Consider the following 16,969-nt stretch of genomic DNA (forward strand, 5'->3'; position numbering starts at 1 on the left):
AAGCATCAGCTCTTGTCCCGCAATTCCCTGCGCAGGATCTTGCCCACGGGCGTCTTGGGCAGTTCGGTGCGGAACTCAACAATCTTCGGGCGTTTGTAGCCGGTCAGGTTGGCTTCGCAATACGCACGAACGTCAGCTTCGGTGACATTCGGGTCTTTCTTCACGATGACGACCTTCACCGCCTCGCCGGCCTTGGCGTCCGGCACGCCGACAGCGGCGCATTCAAGCACGCCGGGCATCTGCGTGATGACGTCCTCCACCTCGTTCGGATACACATTGAAGCCGCTGACCAGGATCATGTCCTTCTTGCGGTCCACGATCTTGAAATAACCCCGTTCATCGACGGTGCCGATGTCGCCGGTGCGGAAATAGCCGTCGGCCGTCATGACCTTGGCGGTTTCATCCGGGCGCTGCCAGTAGCCGGCCATGACCTGCGGGCCGCGGATGGCGATCTCGCCGGGCTGGCCCATCGGCACCTCGTTGCCGTCGTCGTCCAGCAGTTGCAGCTCGGTCAGCGGCATTGGCAGGCCGATGGTGCCGCTGTAGGCGGTGCTGTCGGTCGGGTTGCAGGTGGCCGACGGCGAGGTTTCGGACAGGCCATAGCCCTCGACGATGGGGCAGCCGGTCTTGTCCAGCCACAGCTTGGCGGTGGCCTGCTGCACGGCCATGCCGCCGCCCACCGAGATGACGAGACGGCTCCAGTCCACCGTGCTGAACTCGGGGTGGTTGGCCATGGCCATGAAGAGGGTGTTGACGGCCGGGAAGCTGTGGAAGCGGTGTTGGGACAGCTCCTTGAACACGGCCGGCAAGTCACGCGGATTCGGGATCAACACGTTGGCGCCGCCCATGTGCATGGACAGCATCATGTTCGTGTTGAAACCGAAGATGTGATAAATCGGCAACGCGCAGATGGTGACGACCTGCTCGCCCTTGGGCACCTTCTTCAGCGCCGGCTGGTACCAGGCTTCGCTTTGCAGGATGTTGGCGACCAGGTTGCGGTGCAGCAGCACGGCGCCCTTGGACACGCCGGTGGTGCCGCCGGTGTACTGCAGCACGGCGATGTCGTCCGCGCCCAGCTTGGGCGCCTTGTAGGTCAGGCTGCGGCCCTTGGCGACGGCGTCGTTGAAGCGCACGGCACCGGGCAGGTCGAAGGCCGGCACCATCTTCTTCACCTTGCGCACGACGTAGTTGACGATCATGCCCTTGGCAAAGCCCAGCATGTCGCCCATGGCCGCCAGGATGACGTGCTTGGTCGGCACGTTCTTGATGACCTGCTGCAGCACCGAGGCGAAGTTCTCGATGATGACGATGGCCTTGGCGCCCGAGTCCTTGAGCTGGTGCTCCAGCTCGCGCGGCGTGTACAGCGGGTTGACGTTGACGACCACATAACCCGCCCGTAGCACGGCAGCCACGGCCACCGGGTACTGGAACAGGTTGGGCATCATCAGCGCGACGCGGTCGCCTTTCTCCAGGCCCAGGCTCTGCAGATAGGCGGCCAGCGCGCGCGAGGCCTCGTCCACCTGCGCGAAGCTCAGGCTCTTGCCCATCATCAGATAGGCGGGCTGGGCGGCATTCTTCTTGAACGAGGTGTCCAGCAGGTCGACCAGGCTGGGATAGAGCGACACATTGACGTCGCGCGGCACGGCGGCCGGGTATTGCTTCAGCCAGATCGGCTCCATGCCTTGTCTCCTTCTTTTGTTGCGGCGATTCTGACCGATAGCTGACAGCGGACGGCTCAGGGGATTCGATAGCGCCCTCTAGGGGGAAACGCGTTGATGACTGATTGATCAGGCAGACGGTGGCGCCTGGAAAGCGCTACCGGTTACCTGCGGAGCGGCGGCCTCAGCCAGAGAGGCGTCAACAGCTTCGCGGTGGAAGAGGTCCAGATAGGGCTGGTAGCGCCATTGGCGGTTGCGCCCATACCCGGTGACTTCGCGCAGCCAGCCGCGCGACTCGAAGTCGGTAAGCAACTTGAGGGCGGTCGGGAAGCTGCATTGCAGCCACTGCGCGGCGCGCGGTGCCGACACGCTGGGCTGCACGAGCAGGCGGTCCAGCAAGGCCAACGCGCGGGCATTGCGCGCCACGGTGCTGCGATGGGCGTCGCGCATTTGCATGATGTCGCGAGCGGTCTGCGTGGCTGCGCGTGCCGTCTGGCTCACGCCACGCAGGAAGAATGCAACCCAAGGCTCCCAATGCCCCTGGCTGCGGATGGCTGTGAGGCGGTCGTAATACTCCGCGCGGTGGGTTTTCAGGAAGAGGGACAGATAGAGCAGAGGCCGCGCCAGCGCCCCCTCGGCGCACAGCAGCAGCGTGATGAGCAGGCGGCCGACACGGCCGTTGCCGTCCAGAAAAGGGTGGATGGTTTCGAACTGGGCATGCGCCAGGGCGCAACGCACCAGCAGGGGCAAATCGGCGCGGCTCTCGTGCATGAAGCGCTCCAACTGGCCCAGCGCCGGTATCACCTCGTGCGGCGGCGGCGGGATGAAGGCGGCTGTGCGCAGGCTGCTGCCAGAGCCGCCGATCCAGTTCTGGCTGGTGCGGAATTCGCCGGGCGACTTGTCGCCGCCGCGCACGCCTTGCATCAGCTCGGCGTGGATTTCACGCAGCAGTCGCAGAGACAGCGGCAGTTCGGCCAGTCGCCCCAGGCCATGGTTCATGGCGCGGACGTAGTTGACGACCTCTTCGACGTCCTTGGGCGTGTCGGCTTCCATCGCGTCGGTCTCGAAGGCCAGCACGTCTTCGAGCGTGCTCTGGGTGCCCTCGATCTGAGACGAAAGCACCGCCTCATGCCGCACATACATCGCGACGAAGAGGTCAGGATTGGGCAGCAGCGTGGCGAGCGCGTCGAGCCGGCCCAAGTCGCGATCAGCCTGCGACAGCAGGGTCTGCAGCGATCCGTCGATCTGCAGCGGCGGGTCAGGCGGCAAGGGCGCCGGGATAAAGGCCCGATAGCCCGTGGGCTGCTGCATCCAGCGGCCGGCGCGCAGGGGTTGGTCGGCCATGCATCAGCTCCAGAACTTTGAACAAGCGGGCCGGATTGGACATCATGTTTAATATATCGGCCAGATCGTTTAATAAGCAGTCTTCTGCGGCCGCCTTATCAAAGATCCGGCTACTCCACCGCCTTCAGCATGTCCTCGACCACCTTCTTCGCGTCGCCGAAGACCATCATGGTCTTGTCCATGTAGAAGAGCTCGTTGTCCAGGCCCGCATAGCCCGCCGCCATCGAGCGCTTGTTGACGATGATGGTCTTGGCCTTGTAGGCCTCGAGGATGGGCATGCCGTAGATGGCGCTGCCCTTCACATGGGCGGCGGGGTTCACGACGTCGTTGGCGCCCAGGATGATGGCCACGTCGACCTGGCCGAACTCGCCGTTGATGTCTTCCATCTCGAAGACCTGGTCGTAGGGCACCTCGGCCTCGGCCAGCAGCACGTTCATATGGCCCGGCATGCGGCCCGCCACCGGGTGGATGGCGTACTTGACGGTGATGCCCTTCTCGGTGAGCTTGGCGGCCAGTTCCTTCACTGCATGCTGGGCGCGCGCCACGGCCAGGCCGTAGCCCGGCACGATGACGACGCTCTCGGCATTGCCGAGCACGAAGGCCGCGTCGTCGGCGCTGCCGCTCTTGACCGGGCGTGCCTTGCCATCACCCACCGCGGCCGTGCCGGCCTCGCCGCCGAAGCCGCCCAGGATCACGTTGAAGAACGAGCGGTTCATCGCCTTGCACATGATGTAGCTCAGGATCGCGCCCGAACTGCCCACCAGCGAACCGGCAATGATCAGCATCGCGTTGTTCAGGCTGAAGCCGATGCCCGCCGCCGCCCAGCCGGAGTAGCTGTTCAGCATGGACACGACGACCGGCATGTCCGCCCCGCCGATCGGGATGATCAGCAGCACGCCCAGCAGGAAGCCCAGCGCCACGATCAGACCGAAGTCGATGGGCGACTGCGAATGCCAGAAGCCAAACACGAAGAAGACCGACGCCAGGCCCAGCACGGCGTTCAGCGCATGTTGGCCCTTGAACGTGACCGGGGCGCCCTGGAACAGGCGGAACTTTGATCCGCCCGACAGCTTGCCCCAGGCGATGACCGACCCAGTGAAGGTGATGGCGCCGATGAAGGCGCCCAGGGCCAGTTCGATGCGGTTGCCGCCCGGGATGGGCGCCAGCGTGCGCGGGGCCACGCCATCCTCCGGCGGGATGGCGGCCAGGGCCGCATCCATGGCCGGCGTGATGCCGAAGGCCGCGGGCTCTGCGACCGCCGCCACCGCGATGGCCACGGCCGCCAAGCCGATCATGCTGTGAAAGAAGGCGACCAGCTCGGGCATCTTGGTCATTTCGACCGTCTTGGCCCGCCAGGCGCCGTAGCCGCCACCGACGACCAGGCCCAGCAGCACCCACGCCAGGCCCAGGCCCGAGCCGGCCAGCTTGACGATGAGGGCCGCCGTCGTGAGCACGGCGATGGCCATGCCGACCATGCCGAAGAGATTGCCGCGGATGGACGTCGTCGGGTGCGACAGGCCCTTGAGCGCCTGGATGAAGCAGACGCTGGCGATCAGGTAGAGCAACGTGACGAGATTGAGGCTCATTGCTTGGCCTCCACGTTGGTCTTCTTTTCCTTCTTCTTGAACATCTCCAGCATCCGCCGCGTGACGAGGAAGCCGCCAAAGATGTTGACCGCGGCCAGCGCCACGGCCAGCACGCCCATGCCCTTGGCAAACGGCGTCTCGGTCAGCGCCGCGGCCATCATGGCGCCGACGATGACGATGGCCGAGATCGCGTTGGTGACGGCCATCAGCGGCGTATGCAGCGCGGGCGTCACCGTCCAGACGACGTGGTAGCCCACGTAGATGGCCAGCACGAAGATGATCAGGTTGATGATGGTGTGGTCAACGATTTCCATGGTCATGCCCTCGTGACTTGGCCGTCTTGCGTGACGCGGCAGGCCGCGACGATGTCGTCATCCAAAGGCACGTTGAAGGTGCCTTCCTTGGTGATGACGAGCTTCAGGAAGTCCAGCACGTTGCGCGCGTACAGCGCCGACGCGTCGGCCGCCACAAGGGCCGGCAGATTGGTCTCGCCGACGATGACGACGCCGTACTTGGTGACCGTCTTGCCAGCTTCCGTCAGCGGGCAGTTGCCGCCCGCGGGTGCGGCGATGTCAACGATGACCGAGCCGGGCTTCATGGCCTTGACCATGTCCTCGGTGACCAGCACCGGCGCGGCGCGGCCGGGGATCAACGCCGTCGTGACGACGATGTCGGCCGCTGCCACGCGCTTGGCGACCTCGGCTTTCTGCCGGTCCAGCCAGCTCTGCGGCATGGGCCGTGCGTAGCCGCCCACACCCTCGGCCGCTTCCTTCTCCTCGGCCGTCTCGTAGGGCACGTCGATGAACTTGCCACCGAGGGACTCGACCTGCTCCTTCACCGAGGGCCGCACATCGCTGGCCTCGATGACGGCGCCCAGCCGCTTGGCCGTCGCAATCGCCTGCAGGCCCGCGACACCGACGCCGAGGATGACGACGCGCGCCGCCTTCACGGTGCCGGCCGCCGTCATCAGCATCGGGAAGAAGCGCTGGTAGCGGTCCGCCGCGATCATGACGGCCTTGTAGCCGGCGATGTTGGCCTGGGACGAGAGCACGTCCATGCTCTGAGCGCGCGTCGTGCGCGGTGCGGCTTCCAGCGCAAAGCTGGTCAGGCCCGCACCGGCCATGGCCGTGAGGCCGTCGCGGTCGAAGGGGTTGAGCATGCCGACCAGGGCCGTGCCGGGTTTCATCAGCGGCAGTTCGTCGGCGCCGGGAGCGCGCACCTTCAGCACCAGTTCGCTGCCAAGGGCCGCGGCCTGGTCGACGATCTCGCAGCCCAGGGCTTCGTAGGCTGCATCTGTGACGCTGGCCGCGACGCCAGCGCCTGATTCGATGCGCAGTGTGTGGCCGGCGGCCTTCAGCTTCTTGGCCGTCTCTGGCGTCACAGCCACACGGGTCTCTCCGGCCGCGCGTTCGCGCGGTACGCCGATCTGCATGGGTTCTCCTCCGGGGAACGGGGTCGCGGCAGCTTACACAATGCTTGCGCCACCCCAGTGCGGGATTTCGATTGGAGGTTTCATGACTGCCACAGACCGGTTTCGTCCCAGCGTCACTGTCGCCGCGGTGATTGCCCGCGCCGGGCGCTATCTGCTGGTTGAGGAAGAGACGCCCGAGGGTTTGATGCTGAACAACCCGGCAGGCCATCTGGAGCTGGGCGAAAGCGCCATCGAGGCCGTCGTGCGCGAGGCGCTGGAGGAAACGATGCGCGCCTTCGTGCCCGAGTCATTTCTGGGCGTCTACATGGCGCGATTCGTGCGGCCGGCGCGATTAGAGGATGTCACCTATGTGCGGCTGGCCTTCAGCGGCTCGGTCGGCGAGGAGATCGCCGGGCGCGCGCTGGACGAGGGCATACGCCGCACGCTGTGGATGAGCGAGGCCGAGCTGGCCGCCTGCGAGGACCGGCACCGCAGCCCGCTGGTGCTGCAGTGCGTGCGCGACCACGCGGCCGGGCGGCGGCTGCCGCTGGAGACGGTGTTCAATCATGTGTCGCTGCAAGCGCCGCTGCTGAAGGGCTGAGAATCCCGCGCCATGACGACCCCTGACTTCATCGAGCTCTACGACCAGGCGCTCAGTCCCGACGCCTGCCGCGCGCTCGTCGAGCGCTTCAAGGCCAGCACCCGCGTCCAGCGGGGCGAGACCGGCAGCGGCGTCGATGTCAGCATGAAGGACAGCTGGGACATCGCCATCAGCCGCCACCCCGAGTGGGCCGATGCCTGCGCCCAGCTCAACGACGCCGTCATCCAGGGCTTCAAGCACTATCTGCGCCGCTATGCCCATCTGGCGCTGGCACCGTTGAAGCTGCAGATGCAACGGCCCGATGGCAGCCAGGCCCTGCTGGATGCCGACGGCGCCGCTGCGCTGAGCGACGAGCTGCTGATGGGCCTGATCGCCAAGGTCTTCCGCCCCGGCGCCATCAATCTGCAGCGCTACCAGGCCGACCAGGGCGGCTACCCCTACTGGCACTGCGAGCAATACCCCAGGCTTGACCAGGGCGAGGCCCTGCACCGCGCGGTGCTGTGGACGATCTACCTGAACGACGACTTCGCCGAGGGCGAGACGGAATTCCTCTACCAGGGCCGCAAGATCGTGCCGCGCACCGGCAGCCTGCTGATCGCGCCGGGCGGCTTCACGCACACCCATCGTGGCAACCGGCCCAAGGGCGGGGACAAGTACATCGCCACAAGCTGGGTGCTCTACCAGCGCGCTGAAAGCCTGTTTGCCCAAGGCTGAAGGAGCCTTTGGGACAATCGCCCCATGAGTTCCGCAGAAAAGAAACACCGAGCTAAACATCGAGTGGTGGTCGGCCTGTCCGGCGGCGTGGACTCGGCCGTGACCGCCCACCTGCTGAAACAGCAAGGCCATGAGGTCATCGGCATCTTCATGAAGAACTGGGAAGACGATGACGATGACGAGTACTGCTCGACACGCCAGGACTTCCTGGACGCCGCCTCGGTGGCCGATGTGCTGGGCATCGAGATCGAGCACGTCAACTTCGCCGCCGAGTACAAGGACCGCGTTTTCGAGAGCTTTCTGCGCGAGTACCAGGCCGGCCGCACGCCCAACCCCGATGTACTGTGCAATGCCGAGATCAAGTTCAAGGCGTTTCTGGACCACGCGATGCGGCTTGGTGCCGAAAAGATCGCGACCGGGCATTACGCCCGCGTTCGAGAAGTGGATGGCGAGTTCCAGCTCCTCAAGGGCCTGGATCCGCTGAAGGACCAGAGCTACTTCCTGCACCGCCTGTCGCAGGCGCAGCTCAGCAAGACGATGTTCCCGGTCGGCGACTTGCCCAAGACCGAGGTGCGGCGCATTGCCGCCGAGATCGCGCTGCCCAACGCGAAGAAGAAGGACTCGACCGGCATCTGCTTCATCGGCGAGCGGCCCTTCCGCGAGTTCCTGAACAAATACCTGTCGCACCAGCCCGGGCCCATCAAGGACGAGCGCGGCCGCAAGCTGGGCGAGCACGTGGGCTTGAGTTTCTACACGCTGGGCCAGCGCCAGGGCCTGGGCATTGGCGGCGTGAAGGAGAAGGGTTCCCAGCGCGGTGGCGGCGAGCATGAGCCCTGGTTCGTGGCGGCCAAGGACATTCCGAGCAACACGCTTGTCGTCGTGCAAGGCCACGGCCACCCGCTGCTGCAAAGCCCGGCCCTGGTCGCTGATGACCTGAGCTGGGTCGCAGGGCGCGCGCCGTCCACCGGCGAAGCGGCGGCCAAGACGCGTTATCGCCAGGCCGATGCACCCTGCAGCGTGGGCTTCGACGCGAGCGGCCACCTGACGCTGCGCTTCCCCGACCCGCAATGGGCCGTCACGCCCGGGCAGAGCGCCGTGGTTTACGACGGCGACGTGTGCCTGGGCGGCGGCGTCATCTCGGCCGCCCTCCCGGAATGACGAAGTTCGACCGCCTGCTCGCCCGCCTGGCCGAGCCGGGCGTCGTGCTGCGCCTGGCGGCGCTGGTGGTCTGCGCGATGGAGCTGGTCAGCGCCGGCTCGGCGCTGCTGGGCGCGCGCACCGAGCCCTACGACGGCCTGGTCGCCTGGCTCTGGCGCCAGCTCGGTGGTGATGTCAACGACCGCAGCCTCGTCGTCATCTGCGTGCTGCTGCTGGTGGCCTTCGTCGCCCTGATCTTCCGGCTCGCACGCCAGGGCCAGACCGCGCTGCCGGTGAACCAGCGCCTGGCTTGGCTGCTGCTTGTCGACCTGCTGGCCTTCGGCGTGACGCCGGGCCTGCCCTTCCTCGTCACGGCGCTGGGCGCCGTCGTGCTGCCGGCACGGCTGGCCCTGGGTTTTGCGACCGCCCAGGTGTTGCTGAACACCGGCATCTATGTCTACGCGTCGACGACGGCCTGGCTGGACCAGTTCGGCATGCTGTTCGCCATGCTGGCCCTGCACGGCCTGGCCTTTGGTCTCGGGCGCATGGCTGCCGCCGAAGGCGAGAAGCGCCGTTGGTTGCAGGCCGTGCTGGCAGAGCAGATGTCGGGCGAGCACCTGCTGGCCGAACAGATGCGCTACAACGAGCGCATGCAGATCGCCCGCGAGCTGCACGACCTGATGGGCCACCACCTGACGGCACTCAACCTGCAGTTGCAGCTCGGTGGCGCCTTGCTGGCGCGCGAAGACACCTCGGGCGCGGGCCAGGCGATGGGGCGCGCCGAGGGCGTGGCCGCGCAGTTGCTGGCGGACGTGCGCGAGGCCGTGTCGCAGCAGCGCAGCTCGCAGCGCATCGACCTGTCCGCCGCGCTGCAGGCCCTGGCCGAGGGCATTGCCAGCATGCGCATCGAGCTGACGCTGGACGACGCCGCCCGCGATCTCGGTCCGCGGGCAGCCCACGCGCTGCTGCGCTGCGTGCAGGAAGGCGTGACCAACAGCGTGCGCCACGCCGGCGCGCGTCGCGTGCAGGTGGAGCTGCGCGGGCTAGGGGAAGGACGGGATGAGGTCACCGTCAGCATCGACGATGATGGGCGAGGCGCGCCGAACTGGCAGACCGGCCGTGCCGAGGGCTTTGGCAATGGCCTCTCGGGCATGGCCGAGCGCATGACCGAGCTGGGTGGGCAGATGTGCGTGACGCGCACCAGCCCGGGATTTCGAATCGAGTTGAGATGTCCACGATGGGTGTGATCAAGATCCTGCTGGTCGAGGACCAGCAACTGGTGCGTGAAGGCCTCAAGGGGTTGCTCGCGCTGCACGACGAGCTCAAGGTCGTCGGCGAGGCCAGCGATGGCGCCGAAGCGCTGGAGTGGCTGTCCGCGGCCCCCGCCGACGACATGCCCGATGTCATCCTGTCCGACATGCGCATGCCGCGCCTGGACGGCATTGGCCTGATCCGCGCGCTGGCCGCGCGGGCCCTGCGGCTGCCGACCGTGCTGCTGACCACCTTCGACGACACCGCCGCCTTCGACGAGGCCGTGCGCGCCGGCGCCCGCGGCTTCCTGCTCAAGGCCATCAGCCCCGAGACGCTGGCCCAGGCCCTGCGCGACGTGCACGGCGGCGGCACCGCGCTGCGGCCGTCTCTCACCACACGCATGGAAGCCAAGGGTGGCGAGCGCGCCTTCACGGCGGCCGACCATCCGGACCCGTTGAGCCCGAAGGAGCTGCAGGTGCTGCGCCTGGTGGCCAGCGGCCGCAGCAACACCGAGATCGCCGGCCTGCTGGGTAACAGCGAAGGCGTCATCAAGAACCACTGCTCGGCCATCTTCTCCAAGATGGGCGTGAGGGACCGCACACAGGCGGTGCTGCGCGCTATCGATCTGGGCTGGATTTAGGTCGCGTGGCGGGTGCTGCGAGATGCAGCACCCAGTAGCGCTGCAGCCGCCCCGGCCCTGTCACGCAGGCCAGGCCGAACTCCTGGAAGTCAACCGCCATCAGGTTCTCGCAATGCGCCGGGCTGGCCAGCCATTGCGCCATGGCCTCGTCCAGGGTTTCCGGCCCGCCAGCCAGGTTCTCGCCGGCCGAGCGCATCAGATAGCCTGCCTCGCGCAGCCGCGTGCGCAGCGAGGTGCCTGCGGCGCCGACATGGTCGATGCGGTCGCGGGCGGCCAGTTCCTCGGCGTAGCGGCGGGCTGAGTCCGCCAGCACGGTGCTGGCGCGCAGGGCTGCCACGGCGGGCCAGACGCGCTCACCACAGGCCTGGGGCTGGGTGCGCAAGGCATTCAGCATGGCCTGGACTGCAGCGGCGTCGGGCTGGCAGCTCTGCTGGGCCACGGCGGGCGCCAGGGCAGTCAGGCCCAGCAACAGAGGCAACAAGGCTCGCATGGCCGAATCCTAGTTGTTGCCAAGCGCCGACGCGAAGCCCACCATGGGGGCATGAAACCCCACCGACTGCTCGCCCCCCTGCTCGCCTGGGCCGCCCTCGCCAGCTGCGCCCAGACGCCGCCCCCAGCCCCGACCACGCCGGCCGCTTCAGCCGCGGCCGAAACCGAGTCCGTCCGGCTCGGCCGCGAGCTGCGCGCGTTGATCGGCCCTGCGGCCTGCAAGGCAGACGCGCAGTGCCGCACCATCGCCGTCGGCGCCAAGGCCTGCGGAGGTCCGGCCGGCTATCTGGCCTGGTCCAGCGAAAGCACGGACGCTCAACGTCTCGCCGAAATCGCCACTCGTCAGGCCCAGGCCCACAAGCGCGAGATTGAGGCCAGCGGCATGCTCTCCAACTGCGCGATGGTGGCCGACCCCGGTGCGGCCTGCGTGGCCGGGCGCTGCCAGCTGGCCACGCCCGCCAGCGCACGCTGAAAGTCGCACCTGCATAGAAAAAGCCGCAGGCCTTGCGGCCTGCGGCTTCGGGAGTGGCTGTAAAGCCTGCTGCTTACTGAGCGACGCCGTCGGCCAGCTTGGCCGCCACGGTGTTGGGCTCGTTGAGCACCGGCACAACGCCGTCGGTCGACACACGCACCACGGTCGTCGTCTGGGCCACACCACCTGCATCGAGCAGCTGGAAGGCGCCGACATAGCGCTTGCCCGTTGCCAGGCCCGACCAGGTCAGGCCGACGGTGGCCGTGCTGCCGGCATAGACCTGCGAAGGCATGGCCATCCTCAGGCCAGCGCCGTCACCGGCCTTGACGATCCAGCTCGACAGCGTATGGGTCATGGCAGCACTGCCGCCGTAAGCCACCACGCAGACCTTGTAGGTGCCTGCGGCAGGTGCGAGCACCTGCACCGTCTCGTTGGAACCGTCATTGCCCGAGTACGCCGAGGTGGTGTTGTTCGGGTAGAGCAGCATCATGTCGTTGTCGTCGCCGGCGGCACCGACATCAACATCGCGCAGACCGAAGCGCGCCACCAGGGTGTTGGCCGGAACGCTGAAGCTGTAGACCTTGACGTTGGCGGTGTCGGCACCGGCCTGGCAGATGGCCTTGAGCTGGGCGCTGCTGGTGGCCTTCTGAGCCAGGGTGGCCGGCGCGGACAGCGTCACTTCCTTCATACCGCCTGCCGACGAGCCCATGCGGCCAGCGAAGCCGGTGCGGACCGTGAACAGCTTGGTGCCGGAAACCGTGGTGCCGGTGAACTCAGCCGGGGCCGAGATCGCCTTGCCCACCTTGGCCTGGATGGGCGAACGCACGGTGTGCGTGCCGTCGTTCCACACCAGCTGGCCATAGTTCCAAACACCTTCGGTGGCGGTCGTCGTGGTCAGCTTGACCGTGAAGGCGGCCGAAGCGCCCGGGGCCAGGGTCAGCGAGGACGGCGTCACGACGGTCGTGAAGCCCGGCACGCTGGCGGTGGCGTTGTAGGTGGCACTGCTGCTACCCACATTGGTAACCGTGCGCGGGAAGGTGACGGAGCCGATGACGGTACCGGCCGTCATCGTCGCCAGGTTCAGGTCGGACGTCTCGGAGAGCGTGCCGATGTTCGTGCAGTCGCTGGCCGGCACCACCGCAGCCTTGTTCACCTTGCACTGGTACTTGACCCAGTCGTTCTTGCCCGAGTTGTAGACCAGGCCGGGGTCGGTGGCGCTATTTGCCTGCACGTGGCCCGAGCCTTGCGACCAGGGCAGCAGGCCGTTGGACAGGCCGGCCAGACCGTCGTTGAGCGTCGAGTAGGCCGTGGTCATCAGCGCCGACTTGATGGCGCCGGGGCCCCAGGTCGGGTGAGCCTGCTTGAGCAGCAGGGCCAAGCCAGCCACGTGCGGGCTGGACATGGACGTGCCCTGGTAGGACGCCCATGCCGGTCCGGGCACCAGCGTGCCGGCGGCGACGGCGTCACGGTCACCCTGGCTCAGGGCCGGGGTGACCTGGGCGATGACGTCCACGCCCGGTGCCGTCACATCGGGCTTGAGGACGTTGCTGTCACCGGCGTTCGGGCCACGCGACGAGAAGTTGGCCATGATCGGCGCCGGGGCGGTGCCGATGTAGAACTTGCTGATGCTGGCGGTCGCGCCGGCCGTCTGGGCATAGGTCTTGATCGCAGCGCCGTCGGCGGTCGTGACGTGCACGGTCGGCACCGAATGGGCCTCGGCCACCAGGCCAGCGCCGTTGTCCTGCATGATCATGCCGACGCCACCGGCGTTCAGCACGGCCAGGCTCTTGTCGACACGGGCATTGGTGCCGCGCGTGCAGACCACGATCTTGCCGGCCACCTTGGCGGGGTCCAGTTCGAGCGGGTTGCTGAAGCACAGGTTCAGGTTGGCACTGGCACCGGCAACGCCCGCATCCTCGGCGCGGATGATGAGCTGGTTGTTCACTTCTGCCAGGCTGTTCAGCGAGGCGCCGGTGTACTTGGCGGCATTGCCCAGCGTGGCGTCGCCGTTGAAGGCGCGGTCATGCGTGGATGCGGCCACCGTCGTCAGCCACGGGCTGATGTGGGCGACAGCCTGGCCGGGGCCGCTGTTGCCTGCCGAAGCAGCGACGAAGACGCCGGCGATCGAGGCGCGGTAGAAGGCTTGCTCGACGGGGTCGTTGACCGAGGTCTGCGAGCCGCTGATGGAGAAGTTGATGACGTTGACGCCATCCGCCACGGCCTTGTCGATGGCGGCCACCGAGTCGGTGGTGAAGCAGCTGTTGGTGCTGCCGGTGCCGTCGGTGGCGGCCACGTCCACATAGGTGTAGCAGACCTTGTAGGAAGCCACGCGAGCGCGCGGCGCCATGCCCGAGGCCTGACCCAGGGCGATGCCGTTGACGATGGCCGTGACATTGGAGTTGCCCGCCGCCGTGGAGGCGGTGTGGTCACCGTGGCCACCGTGGCCGGTCGCACCGCCCAGGTCATCGCGGCCCGAGGCGAACGACGTCCAGTGCGGGGTCCGGCCGGAGGCGACGAAGCCCGCGTTGAAGTGCTGGAGGCCGATCAGCTTGTTGTTGCAATGCTTGGCGGGGTCGATGCCCTCGCCAGCCACGCAGCCACCGGTATAGGTGGCGGGCTTGGGGCCATAGACCAGGGTGTCGGCCGGGTTGTTGCTCGGCACGCCGTTGGCATCGACACGGTCGAAGAAGGCGGGGTTCTCGGGCCAGATGCCCAGGTCGACGACGCCGATCACCAGGTTCTCGCCCTTGATGGCAGAGCCGCCGGCGGTCTGCGACCACAGGCCGCCCGGGGCGGTCAGGCCCAGGAACTTGCTGGTGGAGATGGTGTCGAGCTTGCGGGCTTCGTCCTGCCACAGGCCGACGACCTGGCTGTTGGTGCTCAGCGAGCGGGCTTCGTCATCCGTCAGGCTGGCGGCAAAACCGTTGAACACGGTCTTGTAGGTCGCCAGGACGGGCGCATTGCCGACCAAGGAGATCACATTGCTTTGCTGCTGGCTCAGATAGCTGATGTAGGCCTGCACGGCAGCGCTGCCGTACTTGAAGGTTTCACCGGCTGCCGGTTGGGTGGCGGCCAGGCCTGACACCGTGCCCTGGTAGGAGGCAGCGGGTTCGTCCTTGAGCTGGACGATGTAGGTCTTGCGATCCTGCGCAAAGGAGCTTGTGGCCAAACCTGAGAGCAGAACCAGCGTCGCCAGTGCGGCGGGCTTGAGTTTCATCTTCATCAAAGAGTCCTTTCGATGCAAACGGCGGATCAGACAGCGCGACGGCGGCTGGCCCGGAAGGCGGCAAGGCCGGCGACGCTCAGCAGAGCGAGGCTGGCGGGCTCGGGCACGTGCTCGATGACGACGTCATCCAGCGCGAACTGAGCTCGGTCGGTGCCAAAGGCCGTGCAGCTGCCGGTGGTGCCCGGCGTGGGGCAGGCGAAGCCGAAGGCGTAGACATAGTCCCACTCGGTGTTGCCGAAGGCGCCGGTGCTGTAGGTTCCGAAGTTCAGGTTGCCCGCCGCGTCCAGGCCGGTCAGCGCGAAGGTGGCGGTGGTCGACACGCCATTGCGCACACCTTGCAGGCGTACGAAGCCGGGGGTCGCGGCGATGGGGTCGCCATTGCCGATGAAGCTTGCCTTGAAGCTCTTGATCGAGAAGCGGAAGCCGTCGTTGGCGCCGAACAGCAGCACGGCGTCATCCAGCAGACCGATGTAGGTGCTGGCGTTGTTCACGGGGCACTGCGCACCAAAGCAATCCGCACCTGCGGCCATCACGCCAACGAGATCTGCCGGCTGCGCAAGGGCGCTGTTGGAGAACGGGTCGAAGAACATCGTGTGGCCGGCGATACCCGGCTGATAGAACTCGTCGCCATTGCCCAGCAGCGGCAAACCCGGGTACGACAGGAAGGGCGAGCCGTCGATCGGCGTCTCGAAATCGATGGTCGAGCGCAGCACGCCCGCCTGGGCGCCCATCGACGCCGTGAATGCGGCCGCGGCCAGCGCGACCAAGGTCAATACCTTCTTCATTTAACTACCCACTTTCTTTGATCAGTTGAATCTACCGAGCAGGCGGGGCAGCGCCGAAGGCACCGCGGCATCGTCGACGGCGTGGGCCGTGTTGATGTCCTGCCAATGGACAAAGCGTCCATTTAGGCGGCCGATTCTGTGCGAGCAGGATTTCACGGCCATCCCCAGTTGCCCGGCATCCAAGCAAGGGGGGAACGGGTATTCACCGAGTCAGCAGACTTGACTAACCCGTATGAAATTTCATAGGACAAATCACCTTGACGCGCCACTGGCCGCTGAGGCAGCCGAAGCGGGGTCGGCGGGCAGTTGCAGGTTGGCCACGGTGCGTGGCGAGAAGAGCAGGTCGCGCGCAATCCGGACCGGCAAGCCGTCCGGGCCAACCTCGCGCAGCAACGCATGCTCAGAGCGGCTGCGCACGGCACTGAACGCGCCGGGCTGGCCGGGTTCGGCCACCAGCTCCCAGTCCGCCTTGCCGGTGAAGGGGTCCTCATAGGCGCGGCGCAGATGGCGCCGCGGCTTCGGTACGCGGTTGTCGATGAGCAGGTCGTCCAGGCTGCGCGGGTATTGCTGCGGCGGGTTGGGCGTGGCCGCCGCATAGGCCACGATGGCGCGCGCGATCTCGCCGCCGCGGAACAGCAACTCCCGCTCGCGCTCGCGCTGGGCCGCCGTGCTCCAGGCCTGGCCCAGGGCTGCCAGGCCCGCCGCGGTCAACGCGACGAGGAAGAGCACCGCGAGGTAGGAATAGCCCCGCGCGCGGCTGCTACCAGTCCGCATAGAGCCTGCCGTCCGCCGAGCGCCCGGCGGCGCCGCTGCGCACATCCCAGACCCGGCCGCTGGCCTGCATCTCAGTCGGTGGCGGCAGCTCGATCCAGGTCTCGCGGCTGGCGGTCAGCGGGTCCTCGGGAATGCCGCGGATATAGCGCGCCGCGGCCAGCTCCTGCAGGGACTCGGGATACCGGCCCTTGTCGGCGGCGTACTGGTCGATGGCATCGCGCATCGTCGTCAACGACTGCAGCAGGGCCGTCTCCTTGCTCTTGTGCAGCGACGTGAAGTAGCGCGGCGCGGCAATGGACGCCAGCAGTGCCACGATGGCCATGACGACGATCAGTTCGATGAGGGTGAAGCCGCGTTGCCTGGCCATTACCAGTCCTTCAGCTTGCTGCCATCGAGCGCCTTGCGCTCCGAGCGCGAGTAGACGTCGAAGACGTCCTTGCCCGCACGCGGGTCGTCGGGCGGGCTGTCGTAAGCGCGCAGGCCCCAGGTCTCGGCCGCGCTCAGCTCTGCAGGCGCGAAGGGGTCGCGCGGCAGGCGGCGCAGGAAATAGATCTTGCGGCCGTTGGGCGACTTGGCATCGGCCACGCCGTCGACCAGCAGCTGCAGCTTCTGTGGGTAGCCGCTGTCCTCGGGGCTTTGCACGATGCTGCCGGTCTCGGTGGCGCGCTTGTAGGCGTCCAGCGCCTCGCGCAGCGTGCGCAGCGACTGGCGCAGCTCGTGCTCGCGGCTGCGCTGCACCGACATCTCGAGCAAGGGCCGCGCGGCAGACGCGAGCACGCCCAGCATGGCCAGCACGACCAGCATCTCGATCAGCGTAAAGCCACGAACAAAACCCGCGTGACGCCCGCGGGCCGAGCGCCGGGCCGCTCCCAAGCCGGCCA

General features: G+C 67.2%; 17 protein-coding genes. 6 read left to right on the forward strand and 11 right to left on the reverse strand.

Annotated features, from left to right (window positions below):
* Nucleotides 1-5: 5 nt before the first annotated feature.
* From ASC91_RS19420 to ASC91_RS19440, 5 genes are all read right to left on the reverse strand, one after another.
* On the reverse strand, nucleotides 6-1,679 hold the full coding sequence (locus ASC91_RS19420; RefSeq protein ID WP_056200502.1) for a long-chain-fatty-acid--CoA ligase: 1,674 nt from the start codon (nucleotides 1,677-1,679) through the stop codon (nucleotides 6-8).
* 108 nt (nucleotides 1,680-1,787) lie between these two features.
* A complete protein-coding gene (locus ASC91_RS19425; RefSeq protein ID WP_200955310.1) occupies nucleotides 1,788-3,002 on the reverse strand; it encodes a Fic family protein in 1,215 nt (404 codons plus the stop codon).
* Between the two features lie 110 nt (nucleotides 3,003-3,112).
* Nucleotides 3,113-4,588 (reverse strand): NAD(P)(+) transhydrogenase (Re/Si-specific) subunit beta, encoded by a 1,476-nt coding sequence (locus tag ASC91_RS19430; protein ID WP_056200505.1) that lies wholly within the window; start codon nucleotides 4,586-4,588, stop codon nucleotides 3,113-3,115.
* Nucleotides 4,585-4,902 carry an NAD(P) transhydrogenase subunit alpha gene (locus ASC91_RS19435; protein ID WP_056200508.1) on the reverse strand — a complete coding sequence of 106 codons (318 nt, stop codon included), beginning with the start codon at nucleotides 4,900-4,902 and terminating at the stop codon, nucleotides 4,585-4,587. The genes ASC91_RS19430 and ASC91_RS19435 overlap by 4 nt, the downstream gene beginning before the upstream one ends.
* 2 nt (nucleotides 4,903-4,904) lie before the next feature.
* Nucleotides 4,905-6,020: a Re/Si-specific NAD(P)(+) transhydrogenase subunit alpha gene (locus ASC91_RS19440; RefSeq protein WP_056200511.1), complete on the reverse strand. Its 1,116-nt coding sequence runs from the start codon at nucleotides 6,018-6,020 to the stop codon at nucleotides 4,905-4,907.
* A gap of 82 nt (nucleotides 6,021-6,102) precedes the next feature.
* On the opposite strand from ASC91_RS19440, the gene ASC91_RS19445 reads away from it, so the two are divergent.
* The 5 genes from ASC91_RS19445 to ASC91_RS19465 are packed head-to-tail and all read left to right on the forward strand — an operon-like array spanning nucleotide 6,103 to nucleotide 10,342.
* On the forward strand, nucleotides 6,103-6,600 hold the full coding sequence (locus tag ASC91_RS19445) for an NUDIX domain-containing protein (protein ID WP_056200515.1): 498 nt from the start codon (nucleotides 6,103-6,105) through the stop codon (nucleotides 6,598-6,600).
* Between the two features lie 12 nt (nucleotides 6,601-6,612).
* Nucleotides 6,613-7,314: a 2OG-Fe(II) oxygenase gene (locus tag ASC91_RS19450; protein WP_056200520.1), complete on the forward strand. Its 702-nt coding sequence runs from the start codon at nucleotides 6,613-6,615 to the stop codon at nucleotides 7,312-7,314.
* Between the two features lie 24 nt (nucleotides 7,315-7,338).
* Nucleotides 7,339-8,472 (forward strand): tRNA 2-thiouridine(34) synthase MnmA, encoded by a 1,134-nt coding sequence (gene mnmA, locus ASC91_RS19455; RefSeq protein ID WP_056200522.1) that lies wholly within the window; start codon nucleotides 7,339-7,341, stop codon nucleotides 8,470-8,472.
* Nucleotides 8,469-9,698 (forward strand): sensor histidine kinase, encoded by a 1,230-nt coding sequence (locus ASC91_RS19460; protein ID WP_056200524.1) that lies wholly within the window; start codon nucleotides 8,469-8,471, stop codon nucleotides 9,696-9,698. The genes mnmA and ASC91_RS19460 overlap by 4 nt, the downstream gene beginning before the upstream one ends.
* Nucleotides 9,680-10,342, forward strand: coding sequence for a response regulator transcription factor (locus ASC91_RS19465; RefSeq protein ID WP_200955311.1), 663 nt, complete (start codon nucleotides 9,680-9,682; stop codon nucleotides 10,340-10,342). The genes ASC91_RS19460 and ASC91_RS19465 overlap by 19 nt, the downstream gene beginning before the upstream one ends.
* On the opposite strand, the gene ASC91_RS19470 is transcribed toward ASC91_RS19465, so the two are convergent.
* On the reverse strand, nucleotides 10,320-10,832 hold the full coding sequence (locus ASC91_RS19470) for a CAP domain-containing protein (protein ID WP_056200527.1): 513 nt from the start codon (nucleotides 10,830-10,832) through the stop codon (nucleotides 10,320-10,322). The genes ASC91_RS19465 and ASC91_RS19470 overlap by 23 nt on opposite strands.
* Before the next feature lie 51 nt (nucleotides 10,833-10,883).
* Here ASC91_RS19470 and ASC91_RS19475 point away from each other — a divergent pair, with 51 nt between their 5' ends.
* Nucleotides 10,884-11,303, forward strand: a complete 420-nt coding sequence (locus tag ASC91_RS19475) for a hypothetical protein (protein WP_056200530.1) — start codon at nucleotides 10,884-10,886, stop codon at nucleotides 11,301-11,303.
* A gap of 73 nt (nucleotides 11,304-11,376) precedes the next feature.
* On the opposite strand, the gene ASC91_RS19480 is transcribed toward ASC91_RS19475, so the two are convergent.
* The 5 genes from ASC91_RS19480 to ASC91_RS19500 all read right to left on the reverse strand — a co-directional run bounded on the left by ASC91_RS19480 (nucleotide 11,377) and on the right by ASC91_RS19500 (nucleotide 16,961).
* A complete protein-coding gene (locus ASC91_RS19480) occupies nucleotides 11,377-14,526 on the reverse strand; it encodes a S8 family serine peptidase (RefSeq protein ID WP_327082890.1) in 3,150 nt (1,049 codons plus the stop codon).
* A gap of 29 nt (nucleotides 14,527-14,555) precedes the next feature.
* Entirely contained in the window at nucleotides 14,556-15,314 is a 759-nt protein-coding gene (locus ASC91_RS19485) for an NF038120 family PEP-CTERM protein (protein WP_056200540.1), read from the reverse strand.
* Between the two features lie 252 nt (nucleotides 15,315-15,566).
* Nucleotides 15,567-16,088 carry a type II secretion system protein gene (locus ASC91_RS19490; protein ID WP_157281845.1) on the reverse strand — a complete coding sequence of 174 codons (522 nt, stop codon included), beginning with the start codon at nucleotides 16,086-16,088 and terminating at the stop codon, nucleotides 15,567-15,569.
* A complete protein-coding gene (locus tag ASC91_RS19495; RefSeq protein ID WP_056200547.1) occupies nucleotides 16,075-16,455 on the reverse strand; it encodes a type II secretion system protein in 381 nt (126 codons plus the stop codon). Before ASC91_RS19495 ends, ASC91_RS19490 begins: the two co-directional genes overlap by 14 nt.
* The gene (locus ASC91_RS19500) at nucleotides 16,455-16,961 is read right to left on the reverse strand and encodes a type II secretion system protein (RefSeq protein ID WP_268795278.1); all 507 of its coding nucleotides are present in this window, start codon (nucleotides 16,959-16,961) and stop codon (nucleotides 16,455-16,457) included. The genes ASC91_RS19495 and ASC91_RS19500 overlap by 1 nt, the downstream gene beginning before the upstream one ends.
* Nucleotides 16,962-16,969 lie beyond the last annotated feature (8 nt).

The organism is Pelomonas sp. Root1237 (assembly GCF_001425055.1).
GTDB lineage: Bacteria > Pseudomonadota > Gammaproteobacteria > Burkholderiales > Burkholderiaceae_C > Pelomonas.